The organism is Caulobacter sp. ALps2 (assembly GCF_058681635.1).
Map to the genome: position 1 here is coordinate 2,759,960 of NZ_CM178743.1, position 24,290 is coordinate 2,784,249.

The window sequence follows — 24,290 nt, forward strand, 5'->3', positions numbered from 1 at the left end:
AAGCCGGCGTGTGTTCGGAATGACCGCAACTGTTACGCTTACAGGAAGGGGCGCCCAGTGACGAAGCGCACCCGACAAACTCGCGGGTCTAGCTCTTTCGGGGCGTGACCCGACGACGCGGACGACATCAACTGGCGATCGGCGCGCGGCGACGGAGGTGAATCTTGACCATGGGCATGGCGACTTTGGGGCGGCGCGGCGTGCTTGCCGGGCTGGCCGGCTGGGGGGCGACGGGGTTGGCGGGCTGCGCTGGCGGACCGATGCCGTCGACCAAGCCTGGCCTGATCTTGCCAGCCAGATCCTTCCTGCCGCCGGTCCGCGCGGAGCTCGACCGGATCACCCGGGTGACGGTTTGCCTGCGGCCGTTCCGCAAGGCCGGGCCCCGGATGGACGTCGAGACGCTGGGCGACAAGACCGTGGTCCACAACTATGGCCACGGCGGCAGCGGCTGGTCGTTGTCGTGGGGCGCGGCCGAGCATGCGACGCGCCAGGCCCTGGCCAGCGGAGCGCGGGACGTGGCGGTGATCGGTTGCGGCGCCTTGGGGCTGACCACCGCCACCGTGCTGCGCCGGGCGGGCGCCAACGTCACCATCTATGCCGCGGAGCAACTGCCCCAGACGCGCTCGGCGCGGGCCACGGGCACCTGGTCGCCCGACTCGCGGATCGCCGCCGAAGGCGAGACGCCGGCGGGCTTCGAGGCGCTTTGGGAAACCATGTGCCGAACCTCGTTCGCCGCGTTCCAGAACTACGTCGGGCTGGCGGGCTCGCCGGTCGAGTGGAGCGACCGCTACACCCTGTTCGACGGGGCCCCGGGCGAGCGCCAGGGCGCGGCGACGCCCGGCTCGCCGCATTTCGCGCAGTACGTCGAGCGCGTGCGGGACATCTCGCCTCGGGCCGTCGCCCTGCCGCCGGAGGCCAATCCGTTCCCGGTCGCCAACGCCCGCCGCGCGGCCTCGCTGCAGTTCAACGTGACCGAATACGCTCACGTGCTGATGACCGACTACCTGCTGGCGGGCGGCAAGATCGAGACGCGGACCTTCAACGCGCCCGGCGAACTCACCGGGCTGACGCAGCCGGTGGTCGTCAACTGCACCGGCTATGGCGCCAGAGCGCTGTGGAAGGATGAGACCGTCGTGCCGGTGCGGGGCCAGATCGCCTGGCTGATCCCCCAGCCGGAGCTGCGTTACGGCCTCTACTACAAGGGTGTGTCGGTCCTGCCCCGCCGCGACGGCATCGTGTTCCAGCAGGTCGGCGACAGCGAGGCCTATGGCTACGCCGATGATCGCGAGGTCGCCGACATGGCCGAGGCGCGCGCGGCGATCACGACCATCGCCGACCTCTTCGCCCGCATGGGCCCGCGCGCCGCCTGATCTTGCCCGCACGAGCAGCGCGGGCCACGGTGCCCGCATGACTCGTCTCGCTGATCGTTTAGGCCCCTGCGGTCCCGTCCTCGACGCCAAGGCCGCCGAGCGGGCGCACGAGGCGATCGCCAAGCGGGCGGGCGAGGCCATGGCCGGCGTCGACGCCGCCTGGGCCGCCTTGGCCCCGGTCTTCGCCGCCTCGCCGTACCTGGCCGGCCTGGCGCGTCGCGACGGGCAGCGGCTGCCGAGGCTTCTGGACGGCGATCCCGGACGGACCCTGGCCGCCATTCTGGCCGCCGCCCTGGATGTCGCCGCGGAGCCGGACTTCGAGACCGCCCGCCGGACCCTGCGCGAGCTGAAGGCCGACCTGCACCTGCTGACGGCGCTGTGCGACCTGGGCGGGGTCTGGGACCTGGACCAGGTGACCGGCGCCCTGACTCGCTTCGCCGACGCCGTGCTGCGCGCCGCCCTGGCCCAGGCCGTTCGGCAGGAGGTCGATCGCGGCGCGCTGACCCATGTGGGCGAGGGGGAGGACGGCCCCGCGCCGGGTCTGTTCTGCATCGCCATGGGCAAGCACGGCGCGTTCGAGCTGAACTATTCCAGCGACATCGACTTCTCGATCTTCTACGCGCCGGAGAAGCTGCCGGTCGCCGAGGGGCACGAACCCCAGGCCGTGGCGGTGCGGATCGCCAATCATCTGGGCCGGGTGCTGCAGGAGCGGACCGGCGACGGCTACGTCTTCCGCATCGACCTGCGCCTGCGCCCCGATCCGTCGTCGACCCCGCCGGCCATGCCGGTCGACGCGGCGATGGACTACTATGAGAGCGTCGGCCAGAACTGGGAGCGCGCGGCCCACATCAAGGCCCGGATCGCGGCCGGTGACCTCAAGGAGGGCGCGGCGTTCCTGGAGGGGCTGCAGCCCTTCATCTGGCGGCGGAACCTGGACTTCGCGGCCATCGCCGACATCCACTCGATCAAGCGCCAGATCCACACCTACAAGGTCGACGACCGCCTGACCGCCAAGGGCGCGGACCTGAAGCTGGGCCGGGGCGGCATCCGCGAGATCGAGTTCTTCGTCCAGACCCAGCAGCTGATCCTGGGCGGCCGGCAGCCCGACCTGCGCGGCCCTCGCACCCTGGACGCCCTGCTGGCCCTGGCCGCCGCCGGCCACGTCACGCTGGAGGACGCCGGCTGGCTGTCGAAGGCCTATCAGGACCTGCGGGCCCTGGAGCACCGCGCCCAGATGATCGCCGATGACCAGACCCACAAGCTCCCGGAGTCGGACAACGACCGCAAGAAGGTCGCCGCGCTCTGGAACCACGACAATCTGCGAACCTTCGACGCCGCCGTCGGCAAGATCCTGAAGGGCGTCAACCAGCGCTACGGCCGCCTGTTCGCCGGCGAGGAGGAGCTGTCCTCGCGGTTCGGCTCCCTGGTGTTCACCGGCGTCGAGGACGATCCCGAGACCCTGGCCACCCTCAAGCGCATGGGCTTTTCCAGTCCCGAGCGCGTGGCCGCCACCATCCGCGGCTGGCATCACGGCCATATCGCCGCCACGCGCACCGAACGCGGCCGCGAGCTCTTCACCCGCCTGGCCCCGCGCCTGCTGGATGCGGCCAACGCCACCGGCGCGCCGGACCAGGCCTTCAATCGTTTCGCCGACTTCTTCGCGTCGCTGAGCTCGGGCGTGCAGATCCAGTCGCTGTTCCTGGCTCAGCCGCGCCTGTTCGAGCTGATCGTCGAGGTCATGGCCTTCGCCCCGCGCCTGGCCGCGACCATGGCCAAGCGGCCGACGGCGCTGGACGCCCTGCTGGACCCCAGCTTCTTTGGCCCGATCGAGACGCCCGCCGTCGCGCCGTGGGACCCGGCCGACTTCGAGGGCGCGATGGACGCCGCCCGCCGGCTGTTCCGCGACCAGAGCTTCCGCATCGGCGTGCGGGTGATGAGCGGCAGCGCCGACGCCCGCGACATCGGCCGCGCCTTCGCCGAGTTGGCCGACCTGATCATCGGCGGCCTGGCGCCCGCCGCCCTGGCCGAGACCGAACGGCTGGGCGGCGCCTTCCCAGGCCAGGTCGCGGTGGTGGCCCTGGGCAAGGCCGGCTCGCGCGAGATGACCGCCAAGTCCGACCTCGACCTGATGACGCTGTACGCCGCCGATGGGCCAGCGGCCCATTCCGCCCTGAAGGAATGGAGCGCCGACACCTTCTATGCCCGCTTCACCCAGCGCCTGACCTCGGCCCTGTCGGCGCCGACGGCGGAGGGGACCCTGTATGAGGTCGACCTGAAGCTACGTCCGTCCGGGACCAAGGGCCCGGTGGCGGTCAGCTTCGGGGCCTTCGAGGATTATTACGAGCGCGAGGCCGAGACCTGGGAGCTCTTGGCCCTGACCCGCGCCCGGGTGGTCTGGGCCAGCTCGCCCGCCTTCAAGGCCCGCGCCGAGGAAGCGATCGCCTCGGCGCTGCGCCGGAGCCGCGAGTGGAAGAAGACCGCCGCCGACGTCATCGACATGCGCGAGCTGATGGAGCGCGAGCGGCCCGGCAAGGGCGATTGGGACCTGAAGCTCGATCCCGGCGGCCTGGTCGACGTCGAGTTCGCCGCCCAGTTCCTGCAACTGGCCCACGCGGCCAAGGGCGGCCCGCTGCGCCAGAACACCGGCGAAGCCTTGGCGGCCCTGCGCGAGGCCGGCCTGGCCGACGATGGGGCGCTGGCCCGGCTGGAAGCCGCTTGGCGACTGGAGCAGGACCTCTCCCAACTGATCAAGGTCGCCCTTGAGGACAGTCTCGACGTCGAAGCCGAGCCCAAGGCCTTCAAGGCCCTGCTGGCCAAGGCCGGCCACGTCAGCCAGTTCAAGTCGCTGAAACCCAAGCTGGCCAAGGCGAAAGCCGAGGCGCGGGCAGCCTATGAGGCGATCGTGAAGGCGCCGGGATAAATCGCGCGACGGAATCCCCACTCCCACGCGTTCATCTCTCCATGGGACGGGCCTTCCACCCTTGGAGACCTAGAGACTGATGATCATACGCATCCTGATCGCCGCCGGCGTGCTCGCCGCGGCGGCGCCGGCCCTGGCGCAGACCGCCAGCGGGGCGGCTCCGCAGGGCATGACCCTGCAGCGGTTCCAGGCCTCGAACGGCGACAAGCTGTTCACGCGGCTGGACACCAACAAGGACGGCAAGATCTCCGCCGAGGAGTTCACGGCCTTCCGCAAACAGAACGCCGAGGTCGACGCCAAGGCGACCAAGGCCGGCAAGCGGGGCGAGCGGATGTTCGCGCGCTTCGACAAGGACAAGGACGGCTTCCTCTCGCGCGCCGAGGCCGACGACGTGCTGGCCTGGCGCTACAAGCGAATGGACGCCAACAATGACGGCATCCTCACGCTTGAAGAGTTGCAGGCCAAGAAGGGCAAGGCCAAGGTCGGGGTCTGATGACGACGTGCGCGGCGGGTTGAAGCTTGGCGTCCGACGGGAACGATCCCGACGAAACCTTGCTGGCGGGGGTGGGACGGGGCGACCCGACCGCCGTACGCCAGCTCTTGGACCGACGCCTGCCGCGCATACTGGCCTTGGCCCGGCGGATGCTGAACGACGCTGGCGAGGCCGAGGATGTGGCCCAGGAGACCTTCCTGCGCGCCTGGAAGCAGGCGCGGAGCTGGACGCCGGGCCAGGCCAGGTTCGACACTTGGCTGCACCGCGTGGCCTTGAACCTTTGCTACGACCGCCTGCGTCGCCGCCGCGAGGTGGTGACCAGCGAGCCTCCCGAACAGGTCGATCCGGGCCCCGCGCCGGACGCCGGCCTGATCGGGGCGGACCTGTCCAGGCGCGTCGAGGCGGCCCTGGCCGCTTTGCCGCCGCGCCAGCGCGAGGCGATCGTGCTTTGTCATCACCAGGGCTTGGGCAATATCGAGGCGTCGCGTTTGATGGAGATCAGCGTCGAGGCGCTGGAAAGCCTGCTGGGGCGAGGGCGTCGGGCCCTCAAGGCGTCGCTGGCGGATCTGCGGGGGGCAGGGGGATGAAGGAGGCGTGGTTGTGATGACCCTTGAAAGGTTCGAGGACCTGGCCGAGATCTATGGCGGCGAGATCGCCCGCTGGCCGGAAGGCGAGCGCGAGGCCGCGCGCGCCCTGCTGGTCGCCAACCCCGAGCGCCTGTCGCCGGTGCTGGCCGGCGCGGCGCAACTGGACCGCCTGCTGGACCTGGCGCCCGCCCAGAGCGCCGACGCCGCCCTGTTGGGCCGGCTGATCGCCGCCGCGCCACGAGCGCCCACCACCGCGCGGCGCTGGCTCGCCGGCCTGGGCGCGGCCGTGGGTCTGTCGGCCGCCGCCTTCGCGGGCGTGCTGGTCGGGGTCTCGATCGCCGACCACGCCCAGCCCCAGGCCGCCGCGCCGGTCATCACGGCCAAGATCGCGATGGGGCGCGCCGACACTATCACCGCCGTCGACGTCTCGACCGACCTGCAGGACGCCCTCGAGGAGGCTTCCGAGCTATGAGTTTGTCGCGTCCGCTGCTGATCGGCCTGATCGCTTCGGCGACCCTCAACGTGTTCCTGGTCGGCGGCGTGGCGGGCATGGCCTATGTGCGCCTGACCAGTCCGCCTCCGGCGACGCCTCAGCCGCGGCCCCAGACGGTCTATCTCCCGCGGGCCGCGTCGGCGCCGACGCCCGCCGATCGGGTCGCGCCCAGCCGCCCCGCGCGGCCCGCGCCGCTCGCGCCGCCCGCGCGGGAAGGCGAGCGCCAGGCTCGGCCGCCGCTGTGGTCGGCTGGCGAACGCCTGTCGCCGGGGAGCCGCCGCGCCCTGCGCCTGGCCCTGCACGCGGCCAACCAGAAGAACCGCCCGATCACGCGCCAGGCCCGCGCCGAGCGCCAGGCGGCGCTGGATGCTCTGGCCTCACCAGGCTTCGACCCCGCCGAGGTCTCGCGCCGCCTGACCACGGCCCGCACGCTGGACATCCAGGCCCGGGGCAATGTCGAGGCCGCGCTGGCGAGCTACGCCGCCACCCTGTCGCCCCAGGAGCGTGTGGTGTTGGCGCAAGGCCTGTCGCGGATCTACGCCCCGCGCAAGGCGGCCCGGAATGGCGGCCAGGAATAATTCACGACGGACGTAACCAAACGGTCCGCGCCGACGTATCTCTGGACGTAGCTTCGGAGTCTCCCATGCTGATCCGCCACGCTCCCGACCTGACCGACAACGACGTCACCGACCACGGCCTCTACCTCAAGCGCCGCACCTTGATGGCCGGGCTGGCGGGCGCGGGCCTGGTCGGCATGGCCAGCGAGGCCAAGGCGGGCCTGGCCTTCACCAAGGGCTTCTCGACGACCGAGAAGGCGACCTCGAAAGAGGACATCACCAGCTACAACAACTTCTATGAGTTCGGCGTCGACAAGGGCGACCCGGCCGAGAACTCCGGCAAGTTCAAGCCGCAGCCCTGGACCGTGCGCATCGACGGGGCCTGCGAGGCGCCGCGCACCGTCGGCATCGAGGACCTGATCGGCGGCGCCAAGCTGGAGGAGCGCATCTATCGCATGCGCTGCGTCGAGGGCTGGTCGATGGTCATCCCGTGGGTCGGCTTCCCGCTCAAGGACCTGATCGCCTCGGTCAAGCCGACATCCAAGGCCAAGTACGTCGCCTTCGAGACGGTGATGCGGCCGTCCGAAATGCCCGGCCAGGGCTGGAACACGCTCGACTGGCCCTATCGCGAAGGCCTGCGGATCGATGAGGCCACGCACCCGCTGACCCTGATGGCCGTGGGCCTGTATGGCGATGTGCTGCCCAATCAGAACGGCGCGCCGCTGCGGCTGGTCGTGCCGTGGAAGTATGGCTTCAAGGGCGTCAAGTCGATCGTCCGCATCAGCCTGGTGGAAAAGCAGCCGGTCACCTCATGGAACAAGCTGGCGGCCCGAGAGTACGGCTTCTTCGCCAACGTCAATCCGGCCGTGGACCACCCCCGCTGGTCGCAGGCCACGGAGCGCCGCATCGGCGAATTCCGTCGCCGCGAAACCCTGCCATTTAACGGCTACGGCGAATGGGTCGGCGACCTCTATCGCGGCATGGACCTGAAGAAGTTCTACTGATGGCGCCAAACACAAAAGGGGGGGGCAAGAAGCGTCCCTCGAAGGCGCGGGACAACCTGGTCTACGCCCTGGTCTGGGCGGCCTGTTTCGCGCCCATCGTCTGGCTGGCCTGGAAGGGTTTCAGCGGCGACCTGGGCGCCAATCCGATCGAGAAGCTGATCCGCCAGCTGGGCGTATGGGGCCTGCGCCTGCTGCTGGTCGGACTGGCGATCACGCCGGTCGCGCGCATCCTGAAAATGCCCAGGCTGGTGAGGTTTCGGCGCACCATCGGCCTGTTCGCCTTCAGCTACATCCTGCTGCATCTGGCCAGCTATATCGGCGTCGATCTGTTCTTCGACTGGGGCCAGCTGTGGAAGGACATCCTCAAGCGGCCGTTCATCACCCTGGGCATGCTGGGCTTTCTGCTGCTGATCCCGCTGGCGGTGACCTCGACCAACGGCTGGGTGATCCGCATGGGCCGCGCCGCGTGGAGCCGGCTGCACAGGCTGATCTATCTGATCGTGCCGCTGGGCGTCGTGCACTACTACCTGCTGGTCAAGGCCGATCATCGGCCGCCGCTGATCTATGGCGCGGTGTTCGTCTTGCTGATGGGGTGGCGGGTCTGGGAAGCCAGGAGGCAAACCGCCCTCTAGACAACCATGGGGCGATAACGCGTAATGTTCGCCTGGAGTCGAGGGCGGCATGGTCAGCGTCAAATCCCTGGGCGTCTCGGACGCCGAGCTCTTTCCGACGACGCCGGTCGCGGTCAAGGCCAAGAAGCCCTCCGCCCACGCCCACCACGCCGGCCATCGCGACCGCCTGCGCCAGCGGGCCAAGCTGGGCGGGTTCGTGGCCCTGCCGGACTATGAGCTGCTGGAGCTCTATCTCTTCCGCACCTTTCCGCGCGGCGACGTCAAGCCGATCGCCAAGGCGCTGCTGACCCGCTTCGGCTCGCTGGGCGCGGTGCTGGGCGCGACGGTCGAGGAGCTGGCCACGGTGCCGGGCGTCGGCGAGGCGGCGGCCATGGATCTCAAGCTGCTGCACGAGGCGACCTTGCGGGCCGGCCGCGACAAGATCGTCAAGCGACCGGTGATCTCATCGTGGAGCGCCTTGCTGGGCTATGTCCGCGTCGCCCTGGCCAACGAGTCGCGCGAGCAATTCCGGGTGCTGTTCCTCGACAAGAAGAACCAGCTGATCGCCGACGAGGTGATGAACCGCGGCACGGTCGACCACGCGCCGGTCTATCCGCGCGAGGTGATGCGGCGGGCGCTGGAGCTGTCGTCCAGCAACATCATCATCCTGCACAACCATCCCTCGGGCGACCCGACCCCGTCGCGGCCCGACATCGACATGACCAGGCAGATCGTGGAAGCGGGGAAGGCCTTGAAGATCGCCGTCCACGACCACCTGGTGGTCGGCCGCGAGGGTGTGGCCAGCTTCAAGGCGCTGGGCTTGATGTAGCGCTGCGACTTGCCTGATCAGGATGGGAATTTTCTGAGCCGGACGGCCCAGCTCGGCTTGACGCCCCGCATCGAAACCTTGAGCGTCGCGGCCTTGGTTTCGTCCGGAGTCTGCCCATGCGTCGCCTGCTCACCATCCTGCTCGGATCGGCCGCCCTGCTGGGCGGCATGGCTCATGCGGCTGACAAGAAGCCCCCAGAGAAGCCCGGTGAAGTCACCAAGGCGATCAAGACGCTGCACGACAGCTTCCTGACCCTGGACACCCACCTGGACACGCCCGAGCACTTCGCCCGCCATGGCTGGTCGATGCTGGACGAGCACGGCGTCGCCAAGGACGGCAGCCAGGTGGACCTGCCGCGCATGAAGGCCGGCGGCCTGGATGGCGGCTTCTATGTGATCTACACCGGCCAGGGCGACCTGACCGCCGAGGGCTATCGCAAGGCCCGCGACTTCGCCCTGGAGCGCGCGACCGAGATCCGCGAGATGGTCGCCGCCCACCCCGACCAGTTCGAGCTGGCCTACACCGCCGAGGACGCGGTCCGGATCAACAAGGCCGGCAAGAGCTTCGTCTTCCAGAGCATCGAGAACTCCTGGCCGATCGGCGAGGACCTGACCCTGCTGTCGACCTTCTACGCCACCGGCGTGCGCATGGCCGGGCCGGTCCACTTCCGCAACAACCAGTTCGCCGACAGCTCGACCGACCCCAAGGGCAAGATCTGGAACGGCTATTCGCCGCTGGGTCTGCGCTGGCTGGCCGAGGCCAACCGTCTGGGCATCCTGGTCGATGTCAGCCACGCCAGCGACGACATCGTCGATCAGTCGGTGGCCTTGTCCAAGGCGCCCGTCATCGCCTCGCACTCGGGCGCCAAGGCGATCTTCGATCACCCGCGCAATCTGGACGACGCCCGCATCAAGAAGATCGCCGACAGCGGCGGCGCGATCTGCATCAACTCGGTCTATCTGCGCGCCAGCGCCGACAGCCCCGAGCGCAAGGCGGCCCTGGAGGCCATCGGCCGTCCGCCGCGCGACGAGGCCAGCCAGGCCGACGTCGTGGCGTGGATGGCCAAGCGGGTGGCGGTCGACAAGCAGTATCCGCCGGTCCGCGCCAACTTCGACACCTTCATGGCCAGCATGCTGCACACCCTGAAGATCGCGGGACCCAAGGGCGTCTGCGTCGGCGCCGACTGGGACGGCGGCGGCGGCGTCGAGGGTTTCGAGGACGTGGCCGACCTGCCCAAGATCACCGCCCGCCTGAAGGCGGAGGGTTATTCGGACGCCGACATCCAGGCGATCTGGAGCGGCAACGTGCTGCGCCTGGTCGCCGGCGCGCAGGCCTACGCCAAGAGCGTGGCGGGGAAATAGGGATACTCGGGGTGTTATCTCCTCCCCCTCTGGGGGAGGTGGCCCAGAGGGCCGGAGGGGGTCGCTCGGCATAGGCCGGCGACGCCCCCTCAGTCGGCGGAGTTTATCCTCGGGCCGGCAAAGCCGGACCCGTGGGCCGACAGCTCCCCCCAGCGGGGGAGCAGATTATCAACCCAGGATCGGCGGCTGGAACAGACCGGCGGGCGAGGCGGTGAACACCTCGTAGCCGTCTTCGGTGACGCCGATCGAGTGCTCGCACTGGGCCGACAGCGACTTGTCGCGGGTCACGGCGGTCCAGCCGTCGTTCAGCACTTTCACGGCCGGCTTGCCCAGGTTCACCATCGGCTCGACGGTGAAGAACATACCCGGCTTCAGCACGGCGCCCTGGCCCGGACGGCCGAAGTGCAGGATGTTCGGGGCGTCGTGGAACACCTTGCCCAGACCGTGGCCGCAGAAGTCGCGGACGACGCTGCAGCGCTGGGCCTCGACGTAGGATTGGATAGCGTGGCCGATGTCGCCCAGCGTGGCGCCCGGCTTCACGGCCTCCAGACCGCGCTTCATGCCTTCATAGGTGATCTCGACCAGGCGACGGGCGCGCGGGCCGACTTCGCCGACCCCGTACATGCGCGAGGTGTCGCCGTGCCAGCCGTCGACGATCACGGTCACGTCGATATTGACGATGTCGCCGTCACGTAAGGACCAGTCGCCCGGGATGCCGTGGCAGACCACGTGGTTGCGCGAGATGCAGACGGTCTTGGGATAACCGCGGTAGTACAGGCAGGCCGGCAGGGCCTTGTTGTCCAGGATGAACTCGCGGGCCAGCCGGTCCAGTTCGTCTGACGAGACGCCCGCCCGCACGTGCGGGACCAGCATGTCCAGGCACTCGGCGGCCAGCTTGCCGGCCTTGCGCATGCCCTCGAAGTCTTCCGGCTTGTGGATCTTGATCTGGCCCGTACGGGTCTCGGCTTCGATCTCGAGGGCGTTGTCCAAGGTCATGCTCTACTCAGCGGTCGCCGCCGCGCGTGGGGCGGCGATCAGGCGGGAAGGGGCGTATCTGCTGATCCTAGCACGAATTTCAACCCCTGGCCCGCTTTCAAACGCCTAGCGGGATGGGTTGATGCGTCGCACGGTGTCAGTGGCCGGACGGATTTCCTTGATGAAGGTCGCGTCCAGGGCCGTGGGCTTGTCGCGACGCACATGGCAGACGCCCTTGTAGCGCGTGACCCGGCCGCTCTCCTTCTCGGTGACGTCGGCGGTGAAGCTGACGTCCCACTCGCCGGGCTTGCCTGTCGAGACGGGCTTCATGTCGTTGGAATTGACGCCGCCGATTTCCTTCAGGCCGAAGCGGTCTTCCAGTTCGCCGGCGCAGGCCTTGAATGCGAACACAGCCCGCAGGCCGGTCATGAAGCCGCTCTCCGGCTTGCTCGGATCGTTAGGCCCGCAACCCGACACCGCGAGCGCCAAGACGGCGAGCGCCAGAACGGTCCTCTTCATGCGATCCCCTTAGTCCCCGAGCCCTGGCCGTTAGCGTGCGCATGGGTAACCGAAGGCGCGACGATTGCGGGTTAAATCGCTGTTAGGTGAGCGTTGGTCCACAGGATCCGCCGGGCGACGCGGATCGTCTCCGTGCTCATCGCGCAGGCATGGACCAGCACCTCGACCCCCGCCTCGGCCGCCGCGTCCAGGCCGCGCGCGAAGGCCGGGTCCAGGTCGGCGCAGGCGCTGAAGGTCTCGCAGTCCTCGCGCTGGACGATGAACAGCACCACGGCGCGGTGGCCCTGACGCACCTGGGCGGCGAGGTCCTCCAGGTGGCGGGTCGAGCGGGCGGCCTCGCAGTCGGGAAACTCGGCCAGGCCCGGCGTGCGGCTGAAATGGCAGTTCTTGACCTCAAGCCAGCAGGGCGGGCGGTCGGGATGGGTCAGCAGGAAGTCGACGCGGCTGGCCTCGGCGTATTTCACCTCGGGGCGGATGGTCTCGTAGCCGGCGAGTTCCGGAATGGCGTCCTGCGCCAAGGCCTCGGCGACCAGCCTGTTGGGCAGCAGGGTGTTGACGCCCACCAGAGCGTTGCCTTGCTCCACGCACTGCAGGGTCCAGGCCAACTTACGTTTGGGATCGTCCGACCACGACACCCAGGCGCCTTGGCCCGGCTCGCGCACGCCCAGCATCGCGCCGGGATTGGGGCAGTGGGCGGTGATCTCGCGCCCGTCGTCCAGCACGAGGTCGGCGAAGAACCGCTTGTAGCGGCTGACCAGGCGGCCATGAACGAGCGGTTGCGGGAGCAGCATGCGGGGCCTAAGTCGGTGCGTAAGACCGAAGCGACATAAGGGATCGAAGCGATGACCACCACTCAAAGTGGGAAAGGCGAGCGCGTCACCGCCGCCGTCATGATCATCGGTGACGAGATCCTGTCGGGCCGCACCCAGGACGTGAACCTCTCGGCCATCGCCAAATACCTGGGGACCTATGGCGTCGACCTGTGCGAGGCGCGGGTGGTGTCGGATGTCGAGCAGGACATCGTCGACGCGGTCAACGCCCTGCGCGCGCGCTATGACTACGTCATCACCACCGGCGGCATCGGCCCGACCCACGACGACATCACCGCGGACTCGATCGCCAAGGCCTTCGGCGTCACCGCGCCCGAGCATCCCGAGATCATGGCCATGCTGCGCGAGCGCTGGGGCGAGCCCAACGCCGCCCGTCGTCGCATGGCCCACGTGCCCGAGGGCGGCAGCCTGGTGAAGAACCCCGTGCAGGGGCCGCCCGGCTTCCAGAAGGACAATGTCTTCGTCCTGGCGGGCGTGCCGGCGATCATGCGCGGCATGCTGGAGGACGTCGGACCGCGCCTGCGCACGGGCGCGGTGGTGTTGAGCAAGACGGTGCGGGTCACCGGCACGGGCGAGGGCACGATCGCCGCGCCGCTGGAAGCGGTGGCGAAAGCCCATCCGGACATGTCGCTGGGCAGCTATCCGTTCTTCAGCCCGCCGGACGTCTACGGCGCCAACCTGGTGCTGCGCGGACGCGACGCGGCGGAGCTGGACGCGGCGGTCGCCGAACTGATCACGGCGCTGACCGAGGCGGGCGCCAGCAATATCGAGCTGCTGGCGGAGCCGGCCTAAACCTCGGTCATTCCTCGCCCGCGACCGCCTTGGCCAGGTCGACCAGATGCTTGCGCATGCCGGTCGACTTGATGGCGGTGAAGGCGCGAGCCAGTTCGGGGGCGCCGGGCAGCGACCAGAAATCGGCCATCTCGTTGGCGAGATCGGCCGCGGTGCTGTCCGTGCCTTCCGGATCGTCCAGGCCTTCGAAGAAGAAGCCGATCGGCGTCTTCAGGAACATGGCCGTGGCTTGCAGCTTGCTGGCGCTGATGCGGTTGCTGCCGCCCTCGTACTTCTGCACCTGCTGAAAGGTCAGGCCCAGGGCGTCGGCAAGCGCCTGTTGGGAATAGCCCAGGTCCTTGCGGCGCATGCGGAGGCGGCGGCCGACATGAATGTCGACGGGATCGGGGGTCTTGTCTTCAGCCATGTCAGATACTCGAACGCGACGGGTGGGAGGTAGCTCATCGAGCCGTCGCGCGAGACCGACCGTCCTGCGTGACGCGGGCGCGATCGTGGCGGGAGTCGAAGCATCGAGAAACGTTTATTCCTGCAAGGAATGTTTATTCCCGAATGGCGAGAAGTAATTCGGCGTCTACCTCGCAGGTGGACCGCTTGTTTTTCTAGTCTTGGTAGGGACGGTGGGACTCGAACCCACACGGATTGCTCCAACGGATTTTAAGTCCGGCGCGTCTACCGATTCCGCCACGTCCCCATGCCCGTGGCGTAAGGGTTTCTGGCCCCAATCACAAGGCTTTCGCTGATGTGAGGAATGGAACGATCGGTGAACTCCGGGGCTGCTGGGACACAAACTCGACCACGGTCCGTTCCTGTTTTCGCCGCGACCCTTTTGAACACGCGGACTCGTCTCGACCCTCAGGTTCGGGCGCTAGAGAACGCGACGGATCCCTATGCGACCGTGCGATCGGCCTATCTCCAGCATCGCGCGGCCCTGGTGCGCCACCCGCCGCGCGCCTCCGCGTGTCTCTAGAACCGTTTGCTGAAGCGAAAGCTCACGGTGCGGGGGCGAGGCGGCGTGATGATCTGGTCCCGGCTAATCAGGTAGGGATTGCCGAACGAGAAACTGTTGGCTTGGCCGTTCAGCGGATTGTCCAGGATGGCGCTCAGCGTCCAGCCCGGCGTCGTCAGACTCGCCACGCCGCGCAGGCTCATCAAATCGCCCATCTCGTGGGCCCTGTCGGCGCCGAAGGTCAAATAGGACGAGCCGACATAGGAGGCTTGGCCTTGCAGGCGCAGGGTCGGCCCCGCCGCCAGATCCCGATGATAGTCGACGCCGAGACTGGCCGAGGCCTGGGAGACTCCGGGAAGGGCCGCGCCCTTGCGCGTGCTGAAAGCGGCGTTGAATGTGGTGACCTCGGGATCGTTGAGCAGGGCCGCGGCGCGCAGGTCGAGTCGCTCGCTGACGCGGAAGGCCGCTTCGACCTCGAAGCCCCGGTTGGCGCCGTCGCCGATATTGACGGTGTAGGCCGTACCGTCGGCCAGATACTGATCGCTTTGGACCGACTCCCAGGTCGCGTAGAATATTGCCGCTCGGCCTTGAAGGCGGTCATCAAAGGCCCGGAACTTGGCCCCCAGCTCGTAGTTCCACAGCTCGTCGGCCGCGTAGCGACGCGGCGGCGTTTCGGGCGCGTCGAACATCTGGCCGATCCGCCCGGCCGTGTTGAACCCGCCTGGCCGATAGCCCTCGGCCGCCTGGGCGTAGACCAGCACCCCGGGTCGAACGTCATAGGTGACGAGCAGCTTGGGCGAGAAGCCGGCGGCTTCAGCCGATTGACGGACTTGGCGCTGGCCGGCCGGCTGGGTCACCGTGGAATCGGTGTCGAAGCTGAAGTTGAACCAGCGCAGCCCGGCCGTGACCGACAGGCGCGCGGTGGCGTCGAGGGTCACTTCGCCATAGAGGGCCTCCTCGTTGATCTCGTCGCGACGGCGCTCGGCGTAGACCAACGGCGAGCGGGGCAGGGCGTGCAGGCTGGAGGCGAGCCCGATCGCGCCATCCGAGGCGAACGCCCCGACCAGGCCGTGCAGGCGGTATTGGCTGGGCGTGGAGTAGGTGATTTCAGCCACCGTCAGGTTGATGCCCTTGTCCTCGTCGAACGCCGCCGGAACCTCCGCCAGGCCGTAGAGCGTCGAGGCCGCGGTGGCGTCGTAGCGGCTGCCGAAATTGTGCGACAGGCGGGAGACCGCGCCCGTCACCCGGCCCCAGCCGCCTTCGCCAGCCACGGTCAGGGAGGCGTGATCGAAGTCGCCGTCGTGCGGCTCGCGCACGAAGGAGTCGCGGATTTTCGGCCCCAGCCGCCGCAGCCCGTACTGAGTGTCCTGGTTGTCGTTCGACTGGTGGGTCATCCCCAGCGTCAAAGTCCAGTTCGGCGTCACCATCGCGCGCAGGCTCGCTCGCATCCCGACCTGGTCGGAGCCGTTGGCGCGGCTCAGGCCCAGCCTGGGGTTGGCGATATAGCCGTCCTGCGCTTCGCGATACACCACCGCCCGCAGCGCCACCCGGCCGCGGATGAGCGGCAGGTTGGCCACCGCCTCGAGCTCGCCGCCGCGTCCGCCGCCCTGGGTGAAGCCGACCCCGGTCAGCACGCTGGCCGAATAGCGGTCGAGATCGGGCTTGCGGGTGGCGATCCGCATCACCCCGCCTAACGAGCCGCCGCCATAGAGGGTGCCCTGCGGGCCGCGCATGATCTCGACCCGCGCGACGTCGGTCAGACGCAGGTTTGGATCCGGAGCGCTGTAGGTGATCGGCACGTCGTCGAGATAGAGCGACACCATCGACTGGGCCTGACCGGTAAAGGCGCCGTCCGACAGGCCACGGAGCAGCACCTTGTCGCGGCCAGGCCCAAGGTTGGTCACCGTCATTCCGGCGACCTGACCGGTCAGGTCGTGGAGGCTGCTCAGCGCCTGGCGCTCAAGCCCATCGGCCGAGACCACCGAGATGGCGTAGGGCGTGCGGCCCGGAAGGTTGGGATAGCGCTGGGCGGTGATCACCACCTCGCCCAGGCCCATCGGCGCCGGCGCCGGGGCCTGCCGCGCGGGACGCGCGGGCGCTGTCGCGAGGCGGTGGATGATCACCGTGCGCGGATCGGGCTGGCGGTAGCCGCAACCGCTGTCGGCCAGGATGCCGTCGAGCGCGGCCGACACGGAGAGGCGGCCCGTCAGGGCGGGGGCTTGGCCGCGGCACGCGTCGAGATCGCCGCCCAGCGAGAGCTCGGCCTGAAGCGCGAATTCGATCAGCGCCGCACGGACAGGCTTGGCCGGGATCCGCAACCGGACGACGGGGGAGCCGCGGCTTGCGAACAGTCGCGGCGCGGCGTCGGCGGGAGCGCCGACAAGGCCTGCCAGGCCCGCGCCCAGGGCCGCGGCCCGGAGTCGGGCGGTGAGGCGGTCGACCTGCCCCGTCACGATCAGCGGCGCGCCGTCTTGGCCTTGAGGATTACCTCGCCCGCCATCGTCTCGGCGACGATCGGCGCGAACAGTTCCAGGCGACGGACCATGGCGGCCTCCTCGTCGATCAGCAGGACGCCCGAGACTGTCACCGCGGCGGCGCTTGGATCAACGCGGATCGGCGTGGCGACATACCGATTTAGGTCGTCGACCACTTCGGTAAGGGGCGTGCGGTCATAGATCAGCTTGCCGGACTTCCACGCGAAGGCCATGTCCGGGACCACCTCGCGCGTTCGCGCGCTCGCGCCGGGAAGTTGGACCAACTGCTGGCCCCGCGCCAGCTTGACCGTCCCTTCCCGCCCTCCCGAAACGGCCACCCGGCCGCGGCGCACCGAGACGGCAAGGCGCCCGGCGTGGCTGAGAATGTTGAACTCCGTGCCGAGCACGCGTACCTCCCGCGCGCCGACCGCCACGACAAACGGGCGGTTCTCCAGATGAGCGATGTCGAAGCTGGCCTCGCCATCGACCAGGGTCACATCGCGCTGCTGGCGGCCCAGGCGCACGCGCAGGGTTGTCGCGCTGCCCAGGGTCAGGCGCGAGCCGTCGGCCAGGACGATCTCGCGCGTCTCGCCGCGCCGGGTCGCGTAGTCGGTGTAGGACGGGCCCGTCAACCGCGGCGTCAGCGCCAGGACGACGATGGCCGCCGCCGCGGCCGCGCCAAGGCCAATCAGCAGCCCGCGTCTCGCCGGAGGGCTGGAGCGCGGGCGCAGGGAGACGACATCGGCGGCCAGTGGCGATGTCTCCGGGGCATCGGCGGGCAGGTCTTCCAGATCGAGCCAGACGGCCTCGACCGCCTCATATGCCGCGGCGTGCTCGGGGGCGGCCTCCAGCCAGGCCTGGAACGCCGTCCAGTCCTCCAGGGCGGCGTCGCCCTGCAATCTGGCGAACCAGTCGGCGGCGGCCTGATGGATCGCATCTTGAGAAAGGAGCTCGGTCATCGGCGGTTCGCGCTTTCTTCGCGCCCGGCCTTGGACGGGCGTCGCCACAATGACGCCCCTCCGCCCCAAGGCCCTCCCCACATCCCGGTGTGGCGATGCATCCGTGCCACAGTCATCGCCCCACCTTGGTGACGAGATGGCCGAGGGCCAGGCTGACGTGCTTCTCGACGGCGCTGCGCGAGATGCCGAGGCGTTCGGCGGTCTGGGCGTGGGTTAGGCCCTCGAACTTGTGCAGGCGGAAGACCCTCTGGGTCAGCGGCGCCAGCGCCTCCAGCGCCGAAGAGAGCTTCTCCAGTCGCTGGCGGGCGATCATCGCGCTCTCGGCGTCGGGCGTGTCGGCCACGTCCAGCGCGCCGACGCTGGCATGGTGGGTCCGCCGCCATTCGGTCTCGCGGGCCCCCGACCGCTTGGCCTGCCGCAGTCGATCCAGCATCAGGTTGGACGCCAGGCGGTAGAGATAGGCTGGCGGGTTCTCGATCGGCGCCTCGGTGACCGCCTGGACTTTCAGATACAGGTCCTGGACCAGGTCCTCGACATCGCCCCGGCCGCCCAGGCGCGCCAGGAAAAAGCGTCGCATGTCGTCGCGGCGCTCTAGATAGGCGCTCGCCAGGGGCGAGAGGTCGGGGGAAGTGTCCTTCATCTTCAGCTCTGGCGCGGGGGCGGGATCTGACGGTCGGCATCGTTGGTCATCGCCAGGACGCGGGGCCCGCTGACAGAGTTGGTGGGAGGTTGAGACATGAAGCGCCGGAGCGGCGAAGGCAAGCGCTGACGCCGTCCGGCGGCGGCGACATTCCTACGGGGCCTGTCGCTGGCCCAGGGTGCTGGCGATCGCGGCGAAGAGTTCAGCGACGCGCTCGGAGAGCCAGCTGACCGGGTTCTGGCCCGGCCGCTTGCGGCTGGCGATCCAGGTCGCCACGCATGCGGTCGCGAAGAGAGCGGCTGGTCCGCCGATCGTGAGCGCGGCGGGCAGGGGTGTGGACGTCACCATGGCCTGACCCAGGATCATGGCGGTCTCGAAGCCAAAGAGCATCAGTCCGCCGATCACCATCGTGGGGCCCGCGCCCGCGCGCTTGGCGCTCAGCCCGAAGGGGACGGCGAGAAGCGGCAGGAGCGGCAGCATCAGGGCCCGGGATAGCCGCGAGAAGAGCTCGGCCAGCAGGACCTGACGGGGCAGGGCCGGTTCGAGGTGGCCAAAACCCTGCTGGGCCAGCTCGACCAAGGTCAGCTCGCTGACCTCGTCGCCGCGCGCGCGCAGGAGCTTGGCGGACTGAGCGAGGGGCAGATCGAACTTAAAGCTGGCGAAATCCGTGACATAGACCTGCCCCTCGCGTGTGGTGCTGACCTGCCGGCCGCCGTTCAGCACCAGGGTGACCTCGTGCGCGCCCGGCGGCTTGAGGACGTCGGCGGAGCCGGCGGTCAGCACGTCCTCGCGGCCTTCCGGATCCAGTTTGCGAATGAACACGCGCCGCAGGTGGCGACCGCTGGCGTCGGTGTCGTCCGCGGTCAGGAAGACGTCCGGGCCCGCCGACAGCAGCGCCTTGGGGCGAATGTCGCCGTTCCAGCCCGCATTGGCGGCCGCATGCAGCACGGCGTGATAGGCATAACGACTATAAGGCTGGATGAAACCGAACAGCGCCATGCTGAACAGCATGAGCACGACCCCCAGACCGACGAACGGCGCGGCGAAGCGGCCCAGCGCAATGCCGCTGGCGAGTATCGCGTCGATCTCCGAGCTCTTGTTGAGGCCGTTGACCACCACGAACAGGCCGATGAAGAAGCCGCCCGGCAGGGTCAGCCCCACATAGTGCGGCACCAGGTTGATCAGCAGCTCGGTCAGGAACTTGAAGCCCTCGGTGGTTTGCGAAAGAAGCTGGAACGAGCGCATCAGGCGTTCCATCAGGAACGCCACCATCGTGCTGATCAGCACGGCGAACATCGGCGTCACCGCCCGCCGCAGCAGGTACCGGTCGAGGCGGGTCAGGATCATTGTTCAGTCCGGCCTAGAGCGCGGGCAGGCCGGCCGGCTGGGGTTCGACGCGACCGCTCCGTTCCGGATGAAGAAGCGAGGCGTCCGCGGCCAACGGCTTGACCAGCGCCGGCGAAGCGGCATGACGATCGCGCGCCTCGACATAGACTTTGGCGACCTCGTCCAGGATCTCCGACCAGCGATAGGCGGCGCTGCGCTCGAGCGCCTCGACCCCCAGCCCGCGCCGCGCGTCGTCGTCGACGAGCAGCTTCGAAAGCGCCTCGGCATAGGACATTGGATGGTCGGGCGCGCAGAGCAAGGCATTGCGCTCATGGCGCATTATGGCGCGGGTGTTGGGCGCATCCGCGCAGACCATGGCGAGGCCGCAGGCCATGGCCTCGAGATTGACGTTGCCGAAGGTTTCGGTCGTGCTGGGGTTGAGGAAGATATCGCCGCTGGCCAGCGCCGCGGCCAGGGCCTCTCCGGTCAGGAAGCCAGCGAACACGGCGCGCGGCAGCCGCGCCTCGAACCAGGCGCGGGCCGGGCCGTCGCCGATGACCAGGACCTGAGGCGCGTGGCCGGCGTTCTCGAGCCGAGCGACCGTGTCGGCGAATGCCGCCAGGCCCTTTTCCAAGACGAGCCGGCCTAGAAACACGATCACCGGACGGTCGGGATCGAAACCGACGCGCCGCCGCCAGGCCTCGTCACGGCGGCCAGGATGGAAGAGTTCGGGATCGACGCCGCGCGCCCAGGTGCGAACCGCCGTCGAGCGGGTTTCTTTGCGCAGTTCGTCGGCGATGGCGTCGGTCGGCGCCATGACGTAGTCGCAGGCGCCGTAGAATCTCCAGAGCTGGCGACGGGCCTTCGGGCGAAGGAAGCCCAGTCCGTAATAGTCGAGATAGGTGTCGAACAGGGTGTGCAGGCTGGCGACGACCGGGACCTTGAGATGTCGGCCGAGTTTAAGCGCCGCGCGGCCCAGAGGGTCGGGAGCCGAGAGGTGGATAAGATCGGGCTTGAAGGCTTCGACGTCGCGGCGGATTGCGCCGGGAAGACCAAGGGCCAGGCGATAGTCGGCCCGGAACGGGATCTTCACCGAAGGCACGGACACCAGGTCCCCGACCGGCGCGAAGGCCGGCGTCGGCGAGGTCGGCGAATAGACCCGCACGGTCGCGCCCAGGGTGTCCTGCAAATGGCCCACCAGCCGGTTCAGGGACATATTGGCCCCATCGAGCGTATAGTTGTAGTTCCCCGAAAACAGGGCGATCCGCATCAGGCGCGCGCGCTCGACGCCCGTCAAAGCCTTGATGTCCATGCTAGTCCTTCCAAATCGTCGCCCGGTCCCGCCGACCAAGACGACGCGCCGCCAGCGCCACCACATGGATTTTCGAAATCGATGAGGGATACACCGGCCCTCGCCGTCCTTTTGTGAAGCCAGCCCCCTCATCACCGTAACGGTGATGCTTTCGCGGCGAAGGCGAGCGTGTTCAGAAAGCTGCGAAGGTGCGATGCGGGTAGTGGATGTCGCCGAGTTCTATTCCCCGACCGGCGGGGGCGTTCGGACCTATATCGACCGCAAGTTCGAGGCGGCGGCGCACATGGGCCACGAGCTCTTCGTGATCGCGCCGGGACCTTCGGACGCCTTCGAAGCCCGCGAGGCGGGCGGGGTGATCCAGGTCCGCGCGCCCGGCCTGCCGTTCGACGCCAACTATCACATGTTCTGGGACGCCGCGCCGGTGCACGGCTGGCTCGACCGGCTCTCGCCCGACCTCGTCGAAGCCTCGTCGCCCTGGCGGGGCGGCTGGATCGTAGCCAGCTGGGCTGGCGCCGCGCCCCGCGCCATGTTCATGCACGCCGATCCGGTGGCGTCCTATCCCCAGCGTTGGCTGGCCCCGGTGGCTAGTCCCCAACGGGTAGATCGCCTCTTCGATTGGTTCTGGTCGTACCTTCGCGGTCTGACCAGGCGGTTCTCCTCGATCGTCACCGGCGGGCCATGGCTGTCAGACCGCCTCTGGCGCCAGGGCGTCGACTTGGTGACCAGCGTCCCCCTGGGCGTCGACCGCGGCGCATTCTCGCCCGCCATGCGCGACGAGCGCCTGCGATTGGCGCTGCTCGACGCCTGCGGCTGTTCCGACACGGCCCGCCTGGTCCTGGGCGTTGGCCGATTTCATCCCGAAAAGCGCTGGCCGATGATGATCGAGGCGGTAACGCGGGCCAGCGCCAGCGCCCCGATCGGCCTGGTGCTGGTCGGCGACGGCATCGACCGCAAGCGGGTTCAGCGCGCCGCCGCCGGCAATCCTAATGTGCGAATCCTCCCGCCCATTCGTGACCGCGCCCTACTCGCCGCCCACCTGGCCAGCGCCGACGTCCTGGTCCATGGCTGCGAGTCGGAAACCTTCGGCCTGATCCCCGCGGAAGCCATGGCTAGCGGGCTGCCGGTCGTGGGTCCCGACCGCGGCGGCTTTGCCCATCTGGCCCAACCGGAAATCTCGGAAGTTTACCGCGCCGGCGATGTTGGGGCCGCGGCAGCCGCTCTTGGCCGGCTGCTGGCCCGGGATCCCATCGCGCTGAAGGCGGCCGCGATCGAGGCGGCGATCAGGGTTCGGCGCGATATCGATCATTTCGCCGACCTTTTCGACCATTATTGGTCCGTCGCGGCCGGCGCACGGGCGTGACGCGGATGAGCGCGCGGGATGTCGCCGATCACGCGGCGTCGAACGCTCTCGGGAACAAGGCCTCGCGGCGCTGGGTCTGGCTGGGCGGGGTCCTCGGGGCAGGCATGGCCTTGGCCATCGTGCTGCAGCTCGGGGGCGCGACAGACACTGTGCTGGCGACGATGGCCAGGTTGCCGCCGCTCGTCTGGCCCACCTTGCTGCTGCTATATCTCAGCCAGCCGCTGTTGGACTTCATGGTCTATCGGCGGCTCTGGAACCTGCCTCCGGCGGGTCTTGAGGCGCTGCTGCGCAAGAACGTCATCAACGAGGTCGTGCTCGGCTATAGCGGCGACGCCTATTTCTATGTCTGGGCGCGTCGCGAGGCCGACACGGCGGTCGCGCCCTTCGCCGCCATCAAGGACGCCGGCATCGTCTCGGCCCTGCTGGGCAACGTCCTGACCCTGGTCCTGGCGGCGATCAGCGCGACGCAGCTGCGCGAACTCGATTTCATCCGGCAGGTGGGGCTGGCGCTCTGGTCAGGGGTCATCCCGCTGGCGATCTCGGTCGGGGTCCTGCTCTTCGGGCGGCGGGTGTTCTCGCTACCCCTGACGCAACTCGTCTACATCGGCGCGGTCAACTGCCTGCGTCTGGCCATTTGGGCCGGCCTCACCGTCCTGATCTGGCGGATGGCGCTGCCGGAGTCCACCCCGAGCATGTGGATCGCCCTCCTGGCGGTCCGCTGTCTGGTCTCGCGCATTCCATTGATCTCAAACAAGGATCTGGTGTTCGGCAATCTGGTCCTGCTGCTGCTGGGCGCCCACGCGCCGATCGCGGTGCTGCTGGCGGCCTTGGCGCTGATGACGCTTCTGCTCCATCTCGTGGTCATCGTCGGACTGAGCGCGGTGGACCTGATCCGCCGTCTATGCGCGCCTCCGAGCGGGACGATCGCCGCCGCCGCCGAGACAGGCGCGCCGAATGTTTAGGTGGAGCCTTCCTGGGCGGGATATCTGGCGGATCGGCGTGGTCGAGGCGCCGATCGTGGAAATCGCCAACCACGGGTTTCCGCCCGACGCGCCAGTCCATTGGCTGCCGGAACAAGGACGCCTGAAGTTCGTGGCCGATCCGTTTGGCGTTTGGCTCGACGGACGTCTCCTTCTCTTCGCCGAGGCCTATGACTACAGGACCCGCCATGGCGTCATCGAACTGATCGAGCTGGGCGCTGACTTTTCGCCCGCGCGGCGTTCGGTGGTCCTGCGCGAGCCGTGGCATCTATCCTATCCGCAGGTCTTCGAGGCCGACGGCGACTGGTGGATGATGCCGGAGGCGCACCGCTCCGGCGTTCTGACGCTTTATCGCGCCTCGGCATTTCCGCATCAGTGGGAGCCGGTCGCTCGGCTGGAACTGGACACGCCGGCCATCGACGCCACGCCTTTCCGCCACGACGGTTTCTGGTGGCTGGCCTATTCGCCAGCCGGATCCCAGCGCTGGAAACAGGGACGCCTGCATTTCGCGTTCGCCGAACGGCTGACGGGGCCGTGGCGACCGCACCCGGGCAATCCGGTGCGCGACGACCTGGCGTCAAGCAGACCGGGCGGCACGGCGTGGCTGGAGAATGGCGTTCCACATCTGCCGGTCCAGGACTGTAAGCGCACCTATGGCGGGGCCTTACGCGTGCTGAAGATCCTGGAGCTCTCGCCCCGTCGCTTCGAGGCCGAGGCGAGTGCGCCGCTGCTCGGGCCATTGAGCGCGGGCGCTTATCGTGATGGCCCGCACACACTGTCGGCCTGCGGCCCGGTGACCCTGTTCGACGTCAAGCGCATCGACCGGTCTCCATGGTGAGGTGATTTCGAAATTCGGCGTTAGCCGCGCGCCACCGTTGGACCCAATGTATCGGCTTCCGTTCGACCATCACTAGGGCCACCACGAGGCCCGCGGCTGCCCCGTGGGATGAGC

24 protein-coding genes and 1 tRNA gene are annotated in these 24,290 nt (G+C 68.8%); 15 read left to right on the forward strand and 10 right to left on the reverse strand.

Features of this window, described 5'->3' with window-relative positions; genetic code table 11:
* The first annotated feature begins 170 nt into the window (after window positions 1-170).
* From ACW173_RS13145 to ACW173_RS13190, 10 genes are all read left to right on the forward strand, one after another.
* On the forward strand, window positions 171-1,370 hold the full coding sequence (locus ACW173_RS13145; RefSeq protein WP_492085990.1) for an FAD-dependent oxidoreductase: 1,200 nt from the start codon (window positions 171-173) through the stop codon (window positions 1,368-1,370).
* A 37-nt stretch (window positions 1,371-1,407) separates the two neighbouring features.
* Window positions 1,408-4,290 (forward strand): bifunctional [glutamine synthetase] adenylyltransferase/[glutamine synthetase]-adenylyl-L-tyrosine phosphorylase, encoded by a 2,883-nt coding sequence (locus ACW173_RS13150; protein ID WP_492080456.1) that lies wholly within the window; start codon window positions 1,408-1,410, stop codon window positions 4,288-4,290.
* A gap of 79 nt (window positions 4,291-4,369) precedes the next feature.
* Entirely contained in the window at window positions 4,370-4,783 is a 414-nt protein-coding gene (locus tag ACW173_RS13155; protein ID WP_492080457.1) for an EF-hand domain-containing protein, read from the forward strand.
* A gap of 26 nt (window positions 4,784-4,809) precedes the next feature.
* Window positions 4,810-5,370: an RNA polymerase sigma factor gene (locus tag ACW173_RS13160; protein WP_492080458.1), complete on the forward strand. Its 561-nt coding sequence runs from the start codon at window positions 4,810-4,812 to the stop codon at window positions 5,368-5,370.
* Between the two features lie 16 nt (window positions 5,371-5,386).
* A complete protein-coding gene (locus ACW173_RS13165) occupies window positions 5,387-5,842 on the forward strand; it encodes a hypothetical protein (RefSeq protein ID WP_492080459.1) in 456 nt (151 codons plus the stop codon).
* Window positions 5,839-6,441 carry a periplasmic heavy metal sensor gene (locus tag ACW173_RS13170; RefSeq protein ID WP_492080460.1) on the forward strand — a complete coding sequence of 201 codons (603 nt, stop codon included), beginning with the start codon at window positions 5,839-5,841 and terminating at the stop codon, window positions 6,439-6,441. Before ACW173_RS13165 ends, ACW173_RS13170 begins: the two co-directional genes overlap by 4 nt.
* Before the next feature lie 65 nt (window positions 6,442-6,506).
* Window positions 6,507-7,424, forward strand: a complete 918-nt coding sequence (msrP, locus tag ACW173_RS13175; RefSeq protein ID WP_492080461.1) for a protein-methionine-sulfoxide reductase catalytic subunit MsrP — start codon at window positions 6,507-6,509, stop codon at window positions 7,422-7,424.
* Window positions 7,424-8,056 carry a protein-methionine-sulfoxide reductase heme-binding subunit MsrQ gene (gene msrQ / locus ACW173_RS13180; RefSeq protein ID WP_492080462.1) on the forward strand — a complete coding sequence of 211 codons (633 nt, stop codon included), beginning with the start codon at window positions 7,424-7,426 and terminating at the stop codon, window positions 8,054-8,056. The genes msrP and msrQ overlap by 1 nt, the downstream gene beginning before the upstream one ends.
* A 49-nt stretch (window positions 8,057-8,105) precedes the next feature.
* Window positions 8,106-8,864 carry a RadC family protein gene (gene radC / locus ACW173_RS13185; protein WP_492080463.1) on the forward strand — a complete coding sequence of 253 codons (759 nt, stop codon included), beginning with the start codon at window positions 8,106-8,108 and terminating at the stop codon, window positions 8,862-8,864.
* A 116-nt stretch (window positions 8,865-8,980) separates the two neighbouring features.
* On the forward strand, window positions 8,981-10,225 hold the full coding sequence (locus ACW173_RS13190) for a dipeptidase (RefSeq protein WP_492080464.1): 1,245 nt from the start codon (window positions 8,981-8,983) through the stop codon (window positions 10,223-10,225).
* A 168-nt stretch (window positions 10,226-10,393) separates the two neighbouring features.
* Here ACW173_RS13190 and map read toward each other — a convergent pair whose 3' ends face one another.
* The 3 genes from map to sfsA form a co-directional block, all read right to left on the reverse strand.
* Window positions 10,394-11,221, reverse strand: coding sequence for a type I methionyl aminopeptidase (map, locus tag ACW173_RS13195; protein ID WP_492080465.1), 828 nt, complete (start codon window positions 11,219-11,221; stop codon window positions 10,394-10,396).
* Window positions 11,222-11,326: 105 nt separating this feature from the next.
* Entirely contained in the window at window positions 11,327-11,719 is a 393-nt protein-coding gene (locus tag ACW173_RS13200; RefSeq protein ID WP_492080466.1) for a hypothetical protein, read from the reverse strand.
* Between the two features lie 71 nt (window positions 11,720-11,790).
* The gene (gene sfsA, locus ACW173_RS13205) at window positions 11,791-12,510 is read right to left on the reverse strand and encodes a DNA/RNA nuclease SfsA (protein WP_492080467.1); all 720 of its coding nucleotides are present in this window, start codon (window positions 12,508-12,510) and stop codon (window positions 11,791-11,793) included.
* Window positions 12,511-12,561: 51 nt separating this feature from the next.
* On the opposite strand from sfsA, the gene ACW173_RS13210 reads away from it, so the two are divergent.
* Window positions 12,562-13,341: a competence/damage-inducible protein A gene (locus ACW173_RS13210; RefSeq protein ID WP_492080468.1), complete on the forward strand. Its 780-nt coding sequence runs from the start codon at window positions 12,562-12,564 to the stop codon at window positions 13,339-13,341.
* A gap of 7 nt (window positions 13,342-13,348) precedes the next feature.
* On the opposite strand, the gene ACW173_RS13215 is transcribed toward ACW173_RS13210, so the two are convergent.
* On the reverse strand, window positions 13,349-13,747 hold the full coding sequence (locus ACW173_RS13215; protein ID WP_492080469.1) for a helix-turn-helix domain-containing protein: 399 nt from the start codon (window positions 13,745-13,747) through the stop codon (window positions 13,349-13,351).
* 200 nt (window positions 13,748-13,947) lie between these two features.
* Window positions 13,948-14,032 (reverse strand) — tRNA-Leu (locus ACW173_RS13220).
* Window positions 14,033-14,089: 57 nt separating this feature from the next.
* Between ACW173_RS13220 and ACW173_RS13225 the strand changes: the two genes are divergently transcribed.
* Window positions 14,090-14,308 (forward strand): MlaA family lipoprotein, encoded by a 219-nt coding sequence (locus ACW173_RS13225; protein ID WP_492080470.1) that lies wholly within the window; start codon window positions 14,090-14,092, stop codon window positions 14,306-14,308.
* Here ACW173_RS13225 and ACW173_RS13230 read toward each other — a convergent pair.
* From ACW173_RS13230 to ACW173_RS13250, 5 genes are all read right to left on the reverse strand, one after another.
* Window positions 14,305-16,740 (reverse strand): TonB-dependent receptor, encoded by a 2,436-nt coding sequence (locus tag ACW173_RS13230; protein ID WP_492080471.1) that lies wholly within the window; start codon window positions 16,738-16,740, stop codon window positions 14,305-14,307. The two genes, ACW173_RS13225 and ACW173_RS13230, sit on opposite strands and share 4 nt — an antisense overlap.
* 2 nt (window positions 16,741-16,742) lie before the next feature.
* Entirely contained in the window at window positions 16,743-17,720 is a 978-nt protein-coding gene (locus tag ACW173_RS13235; RefSeq protein ID WP_492080472.1) for a FecR family protein, read from the reverse strand.
* 112 nt (window positions 17,721-17,832) lie between these two features.
* The gene (locus ACW173_RS13240) at window positions 17,833-18,360 is read right to left on the reverse strand and encodes an RNA polymerase sigma factor (RefSeq protein ID WP_492080473.1); all 528 of its coding nucleotides are present in this window, start codon (window positions 18,358-18,360) and stop codon (window positions 17,833-17,835) included.
* Between the two features lie 153 nt (window positions 18,361-18,513).
* On the reverse strand, window positions 18,514-19,707 hold the full coding sequence (locus ACW173_RS13245; RefSeq protein WP_492080474.1) for an LptF/LptG family permease: 1,194 nt from the start codon (window positions 19,705-19,707) through the stop codon (window positions 18,514-18,516).
* 13 nt (window positions 19,708-19,720) lie between these two features.
* Window positions 19,721-20,998: a glycosyltransferase family 4 protein gene (locus tag ACW173_RS13250; RefSeq protein WP_492080475.1), complete on the reverse strand. Its 1,278-nt coding sequence runs from the start codon at window positions 20,996-20,998 to the stop codon at window positions 19,721-19,723.
* A gap of 193 nt (window positions 20,999-21,191) precedes the next feature.
* Between ACW173_RS13250 and ACW173_RS13255 the strand changes: the two genes are divergently transcribed.
* From ACW173_RS13255 to ACW173_RS13265, 3 genes are read left to right on the forward strand one after another with little or no spacing between them, the layout of a single operon-like run.
* Entirely contained in the window at window positions 21,192-22,358 is a 1,167-nt protein-coding gene (locus ACW173_RS13255; protein ID WP_492080476.1) for a glycosyltransferase, read from the forward strand.
* 5 nt (window positions 22,359-22,363) lie between these two features.
* The gene (locus ACW173_RS13260) at window positions 22,364-23,320 is read left to right on the forward strand and encodes a hypothetical protein (RefSeq protein WP_492080477.1); all 957 of its coding nucleotides are present in this window, start codon (window positions 22,364-22,366) and stop codon (window positions 23,318-23,320) included.
* Window positions 23,313-24,176 (forward strand): glucosamine inositolphosphorylceramide transferase family protein, encoded by an 864-nt coding sequence (locus ACW173_RS13265; protein ID WP_492080478.1) that lies wholly within the window; start codon window positions 23,313-23,315, stop codon window positions 24,174-24,176. The genes ACW173_RS13260 and ACW173_RS13265 overlap by 8 nt, the downstream gene beginning before the upstream one ends.
* Window positions 24,177-24,290: the final 114 nt, after the last annotated feature.

Excerpts from the sequence above, each read along its gene's own strand:
- ACW173_RS13145 (WP_492085990.1), top strand. The coding sequence starts at position 171 with ATGGGCATGGCGACTTTGGGGCGGCGCGGCGTGCTTGCCGGGCTGGCC.
- ACW173_RS13150 (WP_492080456.1), top strand. The coding sequence starts at position 1,408 with ATGACTCGTCTCGCTGATCGTTTAGGCCCCTGCGGTCCCGTCCTCGAC.
- ACW173_RS13155 (WP_492080457.1), top strand. The coding sequence starts at position 4,370 with ATGATCATACGCATCCTGATCGCCGCCGGCGTGCTCGCCGCGGCGGCG.
- ACW173_RS13165 (WP_492080459.1), top strand. The coding sequence starts at position 5,387 with ATGACCCTTGAAAGGTTCGAGGACCTGGCCGAGATCTATGGCGGCGAG.
- ACW173_RS13170 (WP_492080460.1), top strand. The coding sequence starts at position 5,839 with ATGAGTTTGTCGCGTCCGCTGCTGATCGGCCTGATCGCTTCGGCGACC.
- msrP (WP_492080461.1), top strand. The coding sequence starts at position 6,507 with ATGCTGATCCGCCACGCTCCCGACCTGACCGACAACGACGTCACCGAC.
- msrQ (WP_492080462.1), top strand. The coding sequence starts at position 7,424 with ATGGCGCCAAACACAAAAGGGGGGGGCAAGAAGCGTCCCTCGAAGGCG.
- radC (WP_492080463.1), top strand. The coding sequence starts at position 8,106 with ATGGTCAGCGTCAAATCCCTGGGCGTCTCGGACGCCGAGCTCTTTCCG.
- ACW173_RS13190 (WP_492080464.1), top strand. The coding sequence starts at position 8,981 with ATGCGTCGCCTGCTCACCATCCTGCTCGGATCGGCCGCCCTGCTGGGC.
- map (WP_492080465.1), bottom strand. The coding sequence starts at position 11,221 with ATGACCTTGGACAACGCCCTCGAGATCGAAGCCGAGACCCGTACGGGC.
- ACW173_RS13200 (WP_492080466.1), bottom strand. The coding sequence starts at position 11,719 with ATGAAGAGGACCGTTCTGGCGCTCGCCGTCTTGGCGCTCGCGGTGTCG.
- sfsA (WP_492080467.1), bottom strand. The coding sequence starts at position 12,510 with ATGCTGCTCCCGCAACCGCTCGTTCATGGCCGCCTGGTCAGCCGCTAC.
- ACW173_RS13210 (WP_492080468.1), top strand. The coding sequence starts at position 12,562 with ATGACCACCACTCAAAGTGGGAAAGGCGAGCGCGTCACCGCCGCCGTC.
- ACW173_RS13215 (WP_492080469.1), bottom strand. The coding sequence starts at position 13,747 with ATGGCTGAAGACAAGACCCCCGATCCCGTCGACATTCATGTCGGCCGC.
- ACW173_RS13225 (WP_492080470.1), top strand. The coding sequence starts at position 14,090 with ATGGAACGATCGGTGAACTCCGGGGCTGCTGGGACACAAACTCGACCA.
- ACW173_RS13235 (WP_492080472.1), bottom strand. The coding sequence starts at position 17,720 with ATGACCGAGCTCCTTTCTCAAGATGCGATCCATCAGGCCGCCGCCGAC.
- ACW173_RS13240 (WP_492080473.1), bottom strand. The coding sequence starts at position 18,360 with ATGAAGGACACTTCCCCCGACCTCTCGCCCCTGGCGAGCGCCTATCTA.
- ACW173_RS13245 (WP_492080474.1), bottom strand. The coding sequence starts at position 19,707 with ATGATCCTGACCCGCCTCGACCGGTACCTGCTGCGGCGGGCGGTGACG.
- ACW173_RS13250 (WP_492080475.1), bottom strand. The coding sequence starts at position 20,998 with ATGGACATCAAGGCTTTGACGGGCGTCGAGCGCGCGCGCCTGATGCGG.
- ACW173_RS13255 (WP_492080476.1), top strand. The coding sequence starts at position 21,192 with ATGCGGGTAGTGGATGTCGCCGAGTTCTATTCCCCGACCGGCGGGGGC.
- ACW173_RS13260 (WP_492080477.1), top strand. The coding sequence starts at position 22,364 with ATGAGCGCGCGGGATGTCGCCGATCACGCGGCGTCGAACGCTCTCGGG.
- ACW173_RS13265 (WP_492080478.1), top strand. The coding sequence starts at position 23,313 with ATGTTTAGGTGGAGCCTTCCTGGGCGGGATATCTGGCGGATCGGCGTG.